This window comes from Acinetobacter corruptisaponis, assembly GCF_030053775.1.
In the GTDB taxonomy this organism is placed as follows: Bacteria; Pseudomonadota; Gammaproteobacteria; order Pseudomonadales; family Moraxellaceae; genus Acinetobacter; species Acinetobacter corruptisaponis.
Window position 1 is genome coordinate 1,587,929 of the sequence record NZ_CP125669.1, and the last position, 13,272, is coordinate 1,601,200.

14 protein-coding genes are annotated in these 13,272 nt (G+C 44.6%); 8 read left to right on the forward strand and 6 right to left on the reverse strand.

Translation table 11 applies throughout. The features are described 5' to 3' along the window. Nucleotides 1-82: 82 nt before the first annotated feature. Entirely contained in the window at nucleotides 83-1,201 is a 1,119-nt protein-coding gene (locus tag QLH32_RS07570) for a CaiB/BaiF CoA transferase family protein (protein WP_283268955.1), read from the reverse strand. 213 nt (nucleotides 1,202-1,414) lie between these two features. On the opposite strand from QLH32_RS07570, the gene QLH32_RS07575 reads away from it, so the two are divergent. Further along, complete coding sequence (locus tag QLH32_RS07575; RefSeq protein WP_267981914.1) at nucleotides 1,415-2,428, forward strand: AraC family transcriptional regulator; 1,014 nt, start codon at nucleotides 1,415-1,417, stop codon at nucleotides 2,426-2,428. Between the two features lie 36 nt (nucleotides 2,429-2,464). Here QLH32_RS07575 and QLH32_RS07580 read toward each other — a convergent pair whose 3' ends face one another. Both QLH32_RS07580 and QLH32_RS07585 read right to left on the reverse strand, forming a co-directional pair. Continuing rightward, nucleotides 2,465-2,905, reverse strand: coding sequence for an NUDIX hydrolase (locus QLH32_RS07580; RefSeq protein ID WP_283268956.1), 441 nt, complete (start codon nucleotides 2,903-2,905; stop codon nucleotides 2,465-2,467). After that, nucleotides 2,902-3,444 carry an AAA family ATPase gene (locus QLH32_RS07585; RefSeq protein WP_283268958.1) on the reverse strand — a complete coding sequence of 181 codons (543 nt, stop codon included), beginning with the start codon at nucleotides 3,442-3,444 and terminating at the stop codon, nucleotides 2,902-2,904. Before QLH32_RS07585 ends, QLH32_RS07580 begins: the two co-directional genes overlap by 4 nt. A 177-nt stretch (nucleotides 3,445-3,621) precedes the next feature. Here QLH32_RS07585 and QLH32_RS07590 point away from each other — a divergent pair, with 177 nt between their 5' ends. Both QLH32_RS07590 and QLH32_RS07595 read left to right on the forward strand, forming a co-directional pair. After that, nucleotides 3,622-4,827 carry an acetyl-CoA C-acetyltransferase gene (locus QLH32_RS07590; protein WP_283268960.1) on the forward strand — a complete coding sequence of 402 codons (1,206 nt, stop codon included), beginning with the start codon at nucleotides 3,622-3,624 and terminating at the stop codon, nucleotides 4,825-4,827. A gap of 146 nt (nucleotides 4,828-4,973) precedes the next feature. Then, nucleotides 4,974-7,109 (forward strand): 3-hydroxyacyl-CoA dehydrogenase NAD-binding domain-containing protein, encoded by a 2,136-nt coding sequence (locus tag QLH32_RS07595; RefSeq protein WP_283268961.1) that lies wholly within the window; start codon nucleotides 4,974-4,976, stop codon nucleotides 7,107-7,109. Nucleotides 7,110-7,201: 92 nt separating this feature from the next. Here QLH32_RS07595 and QLH32_RS07600 read toward each other — a convergent pair whose 3' ends face one another. After that, nucleotides 7,202-7,549: a hypothetical protein gene (locus QLH32_RS07600; protein WP_283268962.1), complete on the reverse strand. Its 348-nt coding sequence runs from the start codon at nucleotides 7,547-7,549 to the stop codon at nucleotides 7,202-7,204. A gap of 208 nt (nucleotides 7,550-7,757) precedes the next feature. Between QLH32_RS07600 and QLH32_RS07605 the strand changes: the two genes are divergently transcribed. The 3 genes from QLH32_RS07605 (at nucleotide 7,758) to QLH32_RS07615 (ending at nucleotide 9,233) form a co-directional block, all read left to right on the forward strand. Beyond that, nucleotides 7,758-7,982 (forward strand): flagellar basal body-associated FliL family protein, encoded by a 225-nt coding sequence (locus QLH32_RS07605; protein ID WP_283268964.1) that lies wholly within the window; start codon nucleotides 7,758-7,760, stop codon nucleotides 7,980-7,982. Nucleotides 7,983-8,048: 66 nt separating this feature from the next. After that, nucleotides 8,049-8,903 (forward strand): patatin-like phospholipase family protein, encoded by an 855-nt coding sequence (locus QLH32_RS07610; protein WP_283268966.1) that lies wholly within the window; start codon nucleotides 8,049-8,051, stop codon nucleotides 8,901-8,903. A gap of 138 nt (nucleotides 8,904-9,041) precedes the next feature. Then, complete coding sequence (locus QLH32_RS07615; RefSeq protein ID WP_283268967.1) at nucleotides 9,042-9,233, forward strand: hypothetical protein; 192 nt, start codon at nucleotides 9,042-9,044, stop codon at nucleotides 9,231-9,233. A gap of 76 nt (nucleotides 9,234-9,309) precedes the next feature. Here the strand turns inward: QLH32_RS07615 and QLH32_RS07620 are convergent, their stop codons facing one another. Then, entirely contained in the window at nucleotides 9,310-9,732 is a 423-nt protein-coding gene (locus QLH32_RS07620; protein WP_283268968.1) for a GNAT family N-acetyltransferase, read from the reverse strand. A gap of 16 nt (nucleotides 9,733-9,748) precedes the next feature. Next, nucleotides 9,749-11,026, reverse strand: coding sequence for a class I SAM-dependent methyltransferase (locus tag QLH32_RS07625; protein WP_283268969.1), 1,278 nt, complete (start codon nucleotides 11,024-11,026; stop codon nucleotides 9,749-9,751). A gap of 100 nt (nucleotides 11,027-11,126) precedes the next feature. Here QLH32_RS07625 and trhA point away from each other — a divergent pair, with 100 nt between their 5' ends. Together trhA and QLH32_RS07635 are read left to right on the forward strand one after the other, a co-directional pair. Beyond that, nucleotides 11,127-11,768, forward strand: a complete 642-nt coding sequence (gene trhA / locus QLH32_RS07630) for a PAQR family membrane homeostasis protein TrhA (protein ID WP_283268970.1) — start codon at nucleotides 11,127-11,129, stop codon at nucleotides 11,766-11,768. Between the two features lie 101 nt (nucleotides 11,769-11,869). After that, the gene (locus QLH32_RS07635; RefSeq protein WP_279960186.1) at nucleotides 11,870-13,180 is read left to right on the forward strand and encodes an MFS transporter; all 1,311 of its coding nucleotides are present in this window, start codon (nucleotides 11,870-11,872) and stop codon (nucleotides 13,178-13,180) included. Nucleotides 13,181-13,272 lie beyond the last annotated feature (92 nt).

Here is a 13,272-nt window from a genome sequence, read left to right on the forward strand (position 1 = left end):
TGCCTTGTTTGAGTTGTTTTAGCCTATAACGCAAGCATGGCTGAAATATCAACAGACCCTCATGATTAAATGCACATATTTTCTACCACTTGCCCTCACCAAGCCCCTGACCAATAAAGTTGTATTTCATTTGTGAACGGGAGAACTTGATTGGGCAAGCAAGCTGCGGCTCGGTCTGTTCTGAATTTTCAGATAATGGCACATTAACCACCCAGCCACGCTGTTCCGCCATTGGTGAGGTCAGTGCCTCATCCAAACTTAAGACAGGCTCGACACAAATATCAAGGCTTTGGAATAGCTGCTGCCATTCAGCAAAATCCTGTGATTTAAACTTGTCCTGCAATGCCTGTTTGACTGCCTGACGATCTTCAGGGTCAAAAGATGCACCTTTTGCCAACAGGATTGGTAAATCCAGCGCAGTCGCCAAACCTGCCATAAACTGGGGTTCCAGACTGCCTACAGAAAAATGGCGACCATCTTTGGTTTCATAATAATCATAGAAACTGACGCCATTCAGCATTCCCTGCTCAGGCCCCTGCGGGGTTTGCCCTGCCAGACTTGCAGAAGCCGCCATACTGTTGAGGCTGGCCACACAATCGGTCATGGAAATATCAATATATTGTCCCATACCACTACGCTGGCGCTCGACTACGGCCGCCAGAATACCAATCACCGCGTGTAGCGAACCACCCGCAACATCGGCAATCTGAATGCCCAATGGCGGTGGGCCACTGTCCTGACGGCCACTATGACCAGAAATCCCTGCCAGTGCCAGATAGTTAATGTCGTGCCCTGCCCGATCTTTATAATTGCCCGTTTGACCATAGCCTGTAATTGAACAGTAGATTAAACGTGGATTGATCTCTGCCAGCGTGTCATAGTCCAAACCCAAACGGCGCATCACGTCTGGACGGAACTGTTCAAGCAGGATGTCAAACTCGGAAATCTTGTTCCTGATCATTTCAATATTGACCGCATCTTTCAGGTCCAGTGCAATCGACTGCTTGTTACGGTTTAAATAACTATGGGCTGTCGCCTGTCCATTGGCATAGGGTGGCATAATTCTCACAAGGTCTGGACGTGTCGGTGATTCAACATGGATCACTTCTGCACCCATGTCCGCAAGGTACATGCTGGCAAATGGTCCAGGTAACAACGTTGAAAAATCCAGAACTTTCAATCCCTTTAAAGCGGTTGGCATAATAATTTTTACTCAGTTTGTTTAAATTTTCTTTTATACTAGGTTTGGATAAACACAAAAACAATGTCATGTTCAGCCATTTACCTTGATAGTTTCGGCAATTTAACATGTACTGAATGAGCAATTATTTTTCTTGTCAATTGCCCAACTTGATATTTTAGACGGTTATTTAGGTCAATTATCGTGAACAGTAAAGAAACTGAAGGATTCAATATGAGCCGTGATACGATCAGCATCCACTTCGTGAATGCGGCTTTAACAGGTGTCAAACGCCTCGGCATGGACGTGGAAACATTACTTTCTCATGTCGGCATAGAAGCAGAATTGCTGCGCCAGCCCAAGGCCCGAATCTCCCCAGAGCAATACACCCGCTTCGTTAAAATGTTGTGGATGGTGACGCAGGACGAACACGTGGGCTTTGATGTCCAGCCACGCCGTCTCGGTACGTTTGCTATCATGTGCCAGTTGATCATCCACTCCAAGACACTTGGACAGGCACTAGAACTCTCCTCCCAGTTCTATAAACTATTTGGCGATGAATGGTCGGTGAGTCTGGAACGCGACAAGCATGAAGCCCGTCTGGTTCCACATATTCCCAAAGCCCTTGATCCTGATCATTTCATCACTGAAAGCATGTTGATGATCTGGCATGGTTTGGCTTCATGGCTGATTGAACGTCGCCTGCCACTCGAACGTGTCCATTTTGGCTATCCACGTCCCAACCATGCTGATGAATACGATGCGCTGTTCTTTGCACCTGTCATGCAATTCGATGCACCACGTACCGAAATTACTTTTGCTGCGGATTATCTTGATCTTCCAATCCGTCAGGATGAAAAGACCTTAGAGGAATTTTTAAAAGCTGCGCCAGCGCAACTGTTGGTAAAATTCAAGAACACCAACTCGCTCACATCGCGTATTCGTGATGTGTTAAAGAGCCAGATTGGTGAGGAAATGCCGACACTGAATGATGTGGCCTCCATGCTGTATCTTTCTCCGCAAACCTTGCGTCGTCGTTTGGCTGCGGAAGGCAAGAGTTATCAAGGCGTGAAAGATGCCCTGCGCCGTGATGCTGCGATTCACTTATTGTTGACACCAAACCTGACCCTTGAGGATGTCGCCCAACAAGTTGGCTTTAGTGAAACCAGTACCTTTCACCGTGCCTTTAAAAAATGGACGGGCGTTACACCTGGTTTATATCGTCAGTTGCATGGACAGCATTTATAAATCACTGCATATCGATAGTCTGAAAATTCAGGCTATCTATTCTGCCGATTCAGTAAATAACCATTGCTCTATCCCTTTAGGATAAACAGGATATTGGTTGACTTCGATTTGTTCTTGACTCATCCAGCAGGCAGTATAAATAGATCCATCCATTTCACAGCCTTGTATTTCCACGTGTCGATAAAATTTCGAATCAGCAAATTCAGCCTCATACATAAAAACAATTTCATGTCCCTGCTGTCCATCAAAGCTAAATAAATTTTCCACTACACCTAACAGTTTTGGGCGAATAATCTGTTGATGAATTTCTTCCAAGACTTCCCTTTCAACTGCCTGTACAGAAGTTTCACCAAATTCAATTCCGCCGCCAATCGGTCTTAAATAAGTTTCATTCTTACTCGGATCATAACCATAAGCCAGTAAAACCCGATTCTGATGTCGAAAAATACACAGGGCTTTTGTTCTGATATGTGTCATTGTACTGCCTTAACGTGCTTTAAAAATGATTCAGTCTGTTTAGGTGAATTCAGACGAATAAATTGGATATGCTGATAAGCGGAATTGTGCATGAGGTCGAAATATTTGTTGCGGTTTTTAGGATAAGATTTGATTAACCAGACAAAAATTGATTCCTTAGACAACATCAATTTTAAACTTTCCCGATTATTTGAATTTTCCCACAACTTTTTTCGGCTGATGACACGTCCCAAAGTGCGTTTAGTCAGACGGTATAGATTGATGTGAAATGGATAATCCAGCCAAATCACGGTATCCACCTGTTGCATAATCATCGGAACGGTACGGGTATAAAGGCCATCCAATACCCATCCTGACGTGGCATCCTCCATCGCTGTTTTTAGTTTGGAGAATAAGGCTTCATTTGATGATTCCTGCCAATCATCCAGCCAGAGCAAATCATCCAGTTCGATATAGTGTAATTGTCGTTTTTGTGCCAGTTTTCGAGCAAGTGTAGACTTACCAGAGCCCGTGGTGCCAATAATATTAATGAATTTCATCTGAAATGCTTGCTTCAATTATAGCGGGCCAGTTTACTGATGAAGCCATTTTTTTGGCAAGTGATCAATTGGCGAAAAACATCAAACTTGCCAACGTTTATCATCATTGCACTGCCACTTAAATTGAGTACACTCGATGCACAATGATTTTAATTCAAGGCAATACAAGGAACAGCTATGAGCGAGGCCTATATTATTGATGCCATTCGCACACCACGCGGAAAAGGAAAAAAAGACGGCTCATTACATGAAGTAAAACCGATCACTTTACTCACAACATTACTGAATGAATTACAACAACGCCACCAGCTCGACACCTCAAAAGTCGATGACATCGTACTGGGTTGCGTTACACCAATTGCTGATCAGGGCGGCGATATCGCCAAAACCGCAGCCATTGCCGCTGGCTGGAATGATGATGTTGCAGGGGTGCAAATCAACCGTTTCTGTGCATCTGGTTTGGAAGCTGTCAATTTGGCAGCACAAAAAGTCCGTTCTGGCTGGGAAGATTTGGTCGTTGCGGGTGGTGTGGAATCCATGTCACGTATCCCAATGGGTTCAGATGGTGGTCCGTGGGCACTTGATCCTGAAACCAACTTAAAGTCTTCCTTTGTTCCTCAAGGTGTTGGTGCTGACCTGATTGCGACTTTAGATGGTTATAGCCGTGCTGATGTGGATGCCTTTGCAGTGAATTCACAGCAAAAAGCGGCAGCGGCACAGGCAAATGGTCATTTTGATAAATCCGTTGTGCCTGTGAAAGATCATTCAGGCGTGATGATTTTAGAAAAAGATGAGTTTATTAAGGGCAATACTACCGTTGAGGGCTTGGCAAAACTGAATGCCAGCTTTGAAATGATGGGTCAAATGGGCTTTGATGCGGTTGCCTTACAGAAGTATCCAGAAGCGCAAAAAATCACCCATGTGCATCATGCAGGTAACTCGTCAGGTATCGTCGATGGTGCGGCAGTGGTACTGCTTGCGTCTGAAAAAGCGGTTAAGGAACAAGGCTTGAAACCACGTGCCAAAGTGCTGGCAACTGCATTGGTCGGTACAGACCCAACCATCATGCTGACAGGCCCTGCTCCTGCTGCACGCAAGGCGCTGCAAAAGGCTGGCTTAAGCATTGATGACATCGACCTGTTTGAAGTGAATGAAGCATTTGCTGCCGTGGTGATGCGCTTTATCAATGAACTGAATGTTCCTGCCGAAAAAGTCAATGTCAACGGTGGTGCGATTGCAATGGGTCATCCACTGGGTGCAACAGGTGCCATGATTTTAGGTACATTGCTGGATGAGTTGGAGCGTCAGGGCAAGAAACGTGGTCTGGCAACGTTGTGTGTCGGCGGTGGAATGGGGATTGCCACCATCATTGAGTTGGTATAAAAACTGGCTGCATTGATCTTGCCACGTTGGAAACACTTTCAAAAATGCTCATTTACACAGCGTAAACTGCGCTTTTTTCAAATATTTCCGCCTCGCAAGCTCTGCTTCGCCAGCGTTTTTAAGAAATAAATTTAGGACGATGATGTATGAGCGCTATTAAATACGAAAAAAACGCTGACAATATTGTAATTCTTACCCTTGATTCATCTGGTCAGTCTGCCAACACCATGAATGCGGAGTTCCGTGACTCATTGGATGAGGTCAGCCAAAAACTGAAAGCTGAAACTGATCTCAAAGGCGTTATTTTCCGCTCAGCCAAGAAAACATTCTTTGCAGGCGGCGATCTGGATGAACTGATTCAGGTTAAACCCGAACATGCCACAGAATTTTTCAAGATGATTGAAAAGCTCAAAGGTGACTTGCGCACCATTGAAACGCTTGGCGTGCCTGTGGTTGCCGCATTAAATGGTACAGCGCTTGGCGGTGGTTGGGAAATTGCCCTAGGCTGTCATTACCGTATTGCGATTAATGATCCAAAAACCAAGTTTGGTCTGCCAGAAGTGACTTTAGGCTTACTGCCAGGTGGTGGCGGTATCGTGCGTATGGTACGCCTGCTCGGTCTCCAAAATGCGTTTCCATTCCTGATGGAAGGCAAGCAGTTTGGCGTGGATAAGGCAAAATCGCTTGGTTTGGTACATGACACCGCTGAGAATGAACAAGAGCTTTTAGATAAAGCGATTGCATGGGTAAAAGCCAATCCAAAATCGCAACAGCCGTTTGATGTGAAAGGCTACAAGATTCCAGGTGGTGATCCAAAAACGCCTGCTGTGGCTCAGGTGTTGGCGATTGCACCAGCGATGCTGCGTGATAAAACCAAAGGTTGCTACCCAGCGCCTGAAGCAATCATGGCAGCAGCGGTTGAGGGTGCGCAGGTTGATGTTGATACAGCTTTGCGTATCGAATCACGCTATTTTACCCAGCTTACCGTGGGTCAGATTTCCAAGAACATGATTGGTACATTCTGGCATGGTCTCAATGCGATCAAGTCAGGTGCGAGCCGCCCTGCTGATGTTGCTAAATGGCAAGCTACAAAAGTAGGTGTTTTAGGTGCAGGTATGATGGGTGCAGGTATTGCCTATTCAACTGCCATCAAGGGCATTGCTGTGGTACTGAAAGATGTATCAGTGGAAAATGCCGAAAAAGGCAAAGCCTATTCGCAAAAGCTGCTGGATAAACGTGTTTCTCAGGGTCGTATGACCGCTGAAAAACGTGATCAAGTGCTGTCACTGATTACAGCAACAGCTGATGCGGCAGATTTGCAGGGCTGCGACCTGATCATTGAGGCTGTTTTTGAGAATCAGGAACTAAAAGCCAAAGTGACTCAGGAAGCTGAACAGTATCTAGCTGATGGTGGTATTTTTGCATCCAACACCTCAACCTTACCGATTACGGGTTTAGCGACGGCAAGTAAAGATGCCAAGAACTTTATTGGCCTACACTTCTTTAGTCCAGTCGATAAAATGCAGTTGGTTGAAATTATCAAGGGCAAAGAGACTTCGGCCAAAACTTTGGCTAAAGCCTATGACTTTGTACAGCAAATTGCCAAGACGCCAATCGTGGTGAATGACAGCCGCGGCTTCTTTACCAGTCGTGTGTTTGGTACATTCATTCAGGAAGGCATGCGTTTACTTGCTGAAGGCGTACATCCAGCCAAGATTGAAATGGCGGCACTCAAGGCAGGCATGCCAGTCGGCCCATTGGCGATTCAGGATGAAGTCTCTTTGACTTTGACTGAACACGTGGCAAGCGAAACCCGTAAAGCCCTACAGGCTGAGGGCAAAGACCTACCAAAAACCCCTGTGGATGAAGTGGTTCATACCATGATCCACGAACTTAACCGTAAAGGTAAGGCTGCGGGTGCGGGTTTCTATGAATATCCTGAAAATGGTAAAAAACATTTATGGGATGGACTCAGCCGCTGGACTAAAGACCATGATGTTTCTGAACAGGACATCATTGATCGCTTGCTCTATGTTCAGGCACTGGATACTTTACGCTGCTATGAAGAGAATGTTCTGGAATCGGTGATTGATGCCAATGTCGGTTCGATTTTTGGAATCGGTTTTGCGCCATGGACAGGTGGCGCAATCCAGTTCCTGAACCAGAATGGCATTGAGAAATCTCTCCAGCGTTCAGAACAATTGGCTGCTCAATATGGTGAGCGTTTCAACCCACCTGAATTACTTAAAAAACATGCCACATCAGGTGAAGTGTTTAAATAATACGCTTGTTCCGAACTAAACACATTAATCCTCCTCCCTCTTATCAAAAAGGGAGGAGGATTAATTTTTATGAGTTGCTTTAAACAGGTGAATTAACCTAAAAACCAGACTCTTTGTGGTACAGGTCTTGCCACCGTCGGTTCTGGCTGTTCGACCAAGGGAACAGGTGCTTTAACAATATTGAGAGACTGGGTGAGGTGATTTACATGACCTTGCAACTCCGTATCGTCTATCGTTTTAGCGTAGTCAATCAAATGCTGGGCATATTCCTGATTTTCCACCATATAAAGAACATCGACCACACGGCCAGTGACCCGTCTTAAACGCACATAAAACTGTGTAACAGCTGCAAAAACATCCGTATCAGTTGAATCCAAAATCATTTTTTTCTCCATCATATTCTGTTTTTCATCAATCTTGTTATCACTTTCAAAGTGCACGCCTTACCCCTAATCCTGCTCAGCCTATTATCCACCTTGAAAGAATCTGTCTTCATTGTATTGAATACTATGGTGATTTTAATGATCCAACAGCATAATCCATATTGGACAAAAGTCGATTTTTAGCCCGCCTCTTAACATCTGCACAATGAGTTCCTCATACTTTTATGCTATAACGCTATTTATTTGCGCTCCTTAGGAAAATTCTATGTCTGAAAAACTCTGCCCTGAAACATCTCCCTGGGGTTGGAAAGCCCTGATCATCACCTGTATTTTAAGTTTTATTTTTATGGTGGTTTTCTACCTTGCCATGAATAATGAAGCGGACTATATGCCAATGAACCAGAAGAAAGCAGCAACCCAGGCTGAAATGTCACAGTCGTCCATGACCACCGAAACAGGCAATACTGAAACACATCAACACCAGCACTAAAGTGTTATTGTTGCTCATGATGAATCCGTGTTAAACAGGGATTCATCATGATATTCGAGATGTTCAATGCTTCAGCAAAATCGTCAGGCACTGGTCGTTGAAGGTGGTGGAATGCGTGGCGCATTCACCAGCGGTGTTCTGGATGCATTTTTACAGCAACAATTTAATCCCTTTGACCTCTGTGTCGGTGTCTCCTCAGGTTCTACCAATGTTGCCAACTACCTCGCCGCACAACAGGGCCGCACCCTGCAAATCTATCTAGATCACTCACTCCGCCCTGAATTCATCCATTATGGCCGCTTTTTTAAAGGTGGCGACCTGCTCGACTTAAAATGGATGTGGGATGTGGTTGAACAGGAACATCCGCTCAATCAGGCACATTTATTTGCCAATCATCCAGAGTTTTATATGGTGCTCACCCATGCCATTTCAGGTGAGGCAACCTATATCAAGGCCTCTAAGGACAATATCCTCGATGGATTGAAGGCATCCAGCTCCATTCCTGTACTGACCCGACAGGCGGTTGACATATTTGGTGAACCCTACTTTGATGGTGGTGTTGCAGATGCATTGCCCGTGCACTGGGCAGCACAGCAGCATGAGGTTTGCAAACTGATGGTGCTACGGACACGCCCGCAAAATTATCACAAGACCAGCAGCAAAGGTGACCAGCTCCTTGCCAAATATCTGTTTAAGCAACAACGTGGTTTTGCCCAAAGCTTATTAACCAGAACACAACGCTATAACGATTCCGTCGAATTTGTACGCTCACCAGCAGAGCAGAAAATTCTGGAGGTGTGTCCTCCTGATTTAAAGAACATGGCTGGGCGACTCTCCAAGAACAGAGCGAAAATACGTTATAGTTATGATGTGGGTCTGGAAACTGGATTAAAGGCAATTGAGGACTGGCACAAGCTTTAATTCACCATAAACAATTCTGCGTTTTCACTTGGCAACCTAGGCTAAAAAGGCGCAGAATCTGGTTTTACTTTTTGTTTATTTTTGGAATTTATTATGAGTAATCAACCATCTCCATAAAAAGATTCAAGTGAAACCGTATTGGGATGGAAGTTTGTCATCATTGTGGGTGTACTCAGCACCATTTTCCTCACTTTTTTTTATTTGGCGATGAGCCAGGAACCTGACTATATGCCAGGTGCGCAACGTAAGGCACAGCAACAAAAACAACAGGCTGAAAACACTTCCCCCGCTTCAGAAGTGGTTGAACAATCCCATCAGCACCACGAATGATTGAATTGGGCTAGCATACCTAAAATTTGACACCAGAAATTATAGAGTTTAAGTTCAATCCATTAATCTATAACACTTATTGTATAAGTGGCATCATCATTTCAATATGCGGAATGCCACATTCATCATACGGATCGCCTTGCGTGACAAAACCAAGTTTTTCATAAAATGAAATGGCATGAACCTGTGATGACAGTTTGAGGAATGGACGATATTGCTGTTGTGCATAGTGAATGATATCCAACATAATCATTCTTCCAATGCCCTGCCCCCGATACTCCTGCATAACTGCCACACGCCCAACACTGTTGTTTTGCAATAGACGCGCTGTGGCTACAGGTTGATCACAATCATAAACCACAAAATGCTGTGAAATTGCATCCTGATCATCCCACTCATCCTGTTCAGGAATATTTTGTTCGACAATAAACACCTGTTCCCGAATCATTCTGGCATCTTGCTGCAATTGATCCCAATCGCCATTTTCAACGCTTAACATACCGATCTCAACACGCCTAACACTTGCAACCCAGATTTTCGACTGGCATTTGATCCTGCAACAACAATTCCAGACTTTGTTTTTCAATGCCATACATGGCTTTTAAGGCCTGAATCTGCTGCATGATGTTTGGGTCAGGCTGTTGAATATCCTTGCGCTTGGTTGCCAGAATCATCTTGTTTTTGCTGGTATGTTCCAATGCCACAAATTCAAATACCTTGGTTTCATAACCGTATGCCTTTAGCAATAAGGCTCGTAGGGTATCGGTCAGCATTTCTGCCTGCTGGCCTGCATGAATCCCGAACTGGAGCATGGGTTGCAATACATCTGGGCTCTTGAGTTGTGGTCTTAATTCCTTATGGCAACACGGCGCACACATAATCATGGAAGCATTGAGACGAATCCCAGTATGAATGGCAAAGTCAGTTGCAATGTCACAGGCATGCAGGGCAATCATCACATCCAAGTCACTCGAACGAGGTTCTCGTCTTGCGCTCGGATAAAGCGATGCTTCATTTAATCCTCGCTCATCAGGTTGATAACTGCGTACATCACCCTCAAAAAAATCGAGATGATGATATCCGACCTGATCAGCCACATTTTGGCAGAACTCCACCAGATTGGAACGCAGTTCAACGCCAGTAATCAATGGTATCTTGTCTTGTGCCTGCAAATAGTCATACAAGGCAAAGGTTAAATAGCCCTTGCCTGAACCAAAATCGACAATGTTCAACTCTTGCTGTGAGGCATCAATCTGTTCATAGGCATTGGAAAAGATTTCAATGAACTTATTAATCTGTTTCCACTTACGCGCCATGCTTGGAATGATCTGCCCTTTTTCATCGGTAATACCTAGATGCTTCAGGAATGGGCTGTGTTGTTGCACATAACGTTGTTTTTCCCGATTATGCTGATGCTGTTCCACTTTGGTTGCAGAAGCCTGTTTTTTCTGGATATTGAGCATGGCTTTCTTTTTATTTTTCTTCAGTTGAATATCCTGATTGAGTGTAAATAAATTTGCCTGTTTAGACTGCGCCAATAATTCTGCTATTTTCTCCAGCCCCTCATCCATTACATAGTTTTTGGTGATGTCCTGAGTGGTGTGGTGATACAGGCAAGTCAAGGTTGGCTGTCCCTGCAACTCAATCATGCGAAAAGTCATCTTTTCCAGATCTGCCAGATCACCCTTGTACTGACTAAGAATCAGCCGTTCAAAACTTTTATTTTCAATAGATTGCTGGATATCCAAGAAAAACTGCTGTTCCTGTTCAAAAGAAAATTTCGGCGCAAACATAGTGAAAACCTGACAAATGGAAACTAAATTTTAAAGCGTCTTACTTTAAAAGGGAAATTGCATTACGATACAGTTGTATTTTTATTCAGATGAGCTGTGAATGGCTTCAACCTCCCCACTCGATTATGATCCCAAAGAAGAACTGATCAATGCCTATAGTCATGGCCTGGGTGCCGTACTGGCATTGATTGCTACCATTTTTCTGATTGTGAAAGGCTATGGTTTACCTTTGGGACAATGGATCAGCTTATGGGTCTATGGTCTGAGTCTGGTATTATTGCTCAGCAGTTCCATGTTGTATCACTTTGCCCAGGACGAACGTAAACGTTATTGGTATAAAAAGCTCGATCATACTGCCATTTATTATTTAATTGCAGGGACTTACACGCCCTTTCTCAGCATTGCCATTCCAACGGCAAAGGCACACGACCTACTGATTGCCCTCTGGGTCATTGCGCTGATTGGAACACTGTTTAAGCTGGTGTTTATTCACCGTTTCCAGAAAGTGTCTCTGGCAGCCTATCTGGTGATGGGCTGGTTGGCTGTTTTGGTCATGGACGATATGCAACGTTATCTTGCGCAAGATGCAATACAGCTGTTAGTCGCAGGCGGACTCGCCTATACGGTCGGCACATTGTTTTATGCTTTAAAAAAGGTAAGATATACCCACGCAATTTGGCATGTTTTTGTGCTATTAGGGGCAGGTTTACACTTTTTAGCGATCTATTGCTATGTATTATAAATCCATGCATCGCAGGCAGCTTGCTGGGTAAATTCCGCATTCAAAAGAAATTTTCAGGAAAGGTTTTACTGTTTCCTGAATAAATCACATTAAGGTTTTGTATGTCGTCAAACGCTACGACTGTCACCACTGAAGTGGCCAGTAATTCAAAGGTACGGGTATTATTTGCCAGTCTGGTGGGTACTACGATTGAGTTTTTCGACTTTTATATCTATGCCACAGCGGCAGTCCTGATTTTCCCCCATTTATTTTTTCCAGAAAGCAGTGATGGTGCTGCGGTACTCAAATCACTGGCAACCTTTGCCATCGCCTTTATTGCCCGCCCGATTGGTGCGGCGATTTTTGGACATCTAGGTGATCGAATTGGGCGTAAAGCCACATTGGTTGCCGCCCTACTCACCATGGGGATTTCCACTGTCTGTATCGGGCTGCTTCCGACATATGCCCAGATTGGCATTATTGCCCCATTGCTACTCGCCTTATGCCGTTTAGGACAAGGTTTAGGCTTGGGTGGGGAATGGAGTGGCGCGGTTTTACTTGCCACTGAAAATGCTCCAGAGGGTAAACGTGCATGGTATGGCATGTTCCCACAACTTGGCGCACCGATTGGCTTTATTCTGGCAACAGGTTCATTCCTCCTGCTGAATGCCTTTATGTCTGAACAGGCCTTTATGACATGGGGCTGGCGGATTCCCTTTATCTCCAGTGCAATTCTGGTGTTGGTCGGTTTGTATATCCGTTTAAAACTGCATGAAACCCCTGCTTTCCAGAAAGTGTTGAATAAGCAGAAAGAGGTCAATGTCCCTTTCAAGGAAGTTATGACCAAGCATTTCCCGATGTTGGTACTGGGCACCATTGCCGCAATCTGTACCTTTGTGGTGTTCTATCTGACCACAGTATTTGCACTCAATTGGGGAACCTCCAAGCTCGGTTATGCGCGCGGTGATTTTCTTGGCTTGCAGTTGATTGCCACGCTATGCTTTGCAGCATTTATTCCGCTGTCTGCGATTTTTGCAGAGAAGTTTGGCCGTAAAAACACCTCGATTGCTGTCTGCGTACTTTCAGCACTGTTCGGATTATGCTTTGCGCCACTACTGGGTTCAGGTAATCCAATACTGGTGTTCCTGTTCCTCTGTATCGGCCTTTCCATCATGGGACTGACTTATGGCCCGATTGGCACTGTACTTTCTGAGATTTTCCCAACCTCAGTACGCTACACAGGTTCAGCCCTGACATTCAATTTGGCAGGTATTTTTGGTGCATCCTTTGCCCCTTATATCGCCACCAAACTGGCGGAAAACTATGGTCTGGGTGCTGTTGGTTTATATCTCAGTTTGGCATCCATTCTCTCTTTAATCGCGTTTTTACTGATTCGTGAAACCAAGCATGATGATGTAAACAACCAGATTTAAACCTCATTTTCCAGATGATCCAAAAATAAAAAAACCTGGATCATCTGGAATACCATTTATCGGGCAATACCCAAGCCTACCCTGTTAAATAG

Coding starts and splice junctions, on each gene's coding strand:
- QLH32_RS07570 (WP_283268955.1), bottom strand. CDS start 1,201: ATGCCAACCGCTTTAAAGGGATTGAAAGTTCTGGATTTTTCAACGTTG.
- QLH32_RS07575 (WP_267981914.1), top strand. CDS start 1,415: ATGAGCCGTGATACGATCAGCATCCACTTCGTGAATGCGGCTTTAACA.
- QLH32_RS07580 (WP_283268956.1), bottom strand. CDS start 2,905: ATGACACATATCAGAACAAAAGCCCTGTGTATTTTTCGACATCAGAAT.
- QLH32_RS07585 (WP_283268958.1), bottom strand. CDS start 3,444: ATGAAATTCATTAATATTATTGGCACCACGGGCTCTGGTAAGTCTACA.
- QLH32_RS07590 (WP_283268960.1), top strand. CDS start 3,622: ATGAGCGAGGCCTATATTATTGATGCCATTCGCACACCACGCGGAAAA.
- QLH32_RS07595 (WP_283268961.1), top strand. CDS start 4,974: ATGAGCGCTATTAAATACGAAAAAAACGCTGACAATATTGTAATTCTT.
- QLH32_RS07605 (WP_283268964.1), top strand. CDS start 7,758: ATGTCTGAAAAACTCTGCCCTGAAACATCTCCCTGGGGTTGGAAAGCC.
- QLH32_RS07610 (WP_283268966.1), top strand. CDS start 8,049: ATGCTTCAGCAAAATCGTCAGGCACTGGTCGTTGAAGGTGGTGGAATG.
- QLH32_RS07620 (WP_283268968.1), bottom strand. CDS start 9,732: ATGTTAAGCGTTGAAAATGGCGATTGGGATCAATTGCAGCAAGATGCC.
- QLH32_RS07625 (WP_283268969.1), bottom strand. CDS start 11,026: ATGTTTGCGCCGAAATTTTCTTTTGAACAGGAACAGCAGTTTTTCTTG.
- trhA (WP_283268970.1), top strand. CDS start 11,127: ATGGCTTCAACCTCCCCACTCGATTATGATCCCAAAGAAGAACTGATC.
- QLH32_RS07635 (WP_279960186.1), top strand. CDS start 11,870: ATGTCGTCAAACGCTACGACTGTCACCACTGAAGTGGCCAGTAATTCA.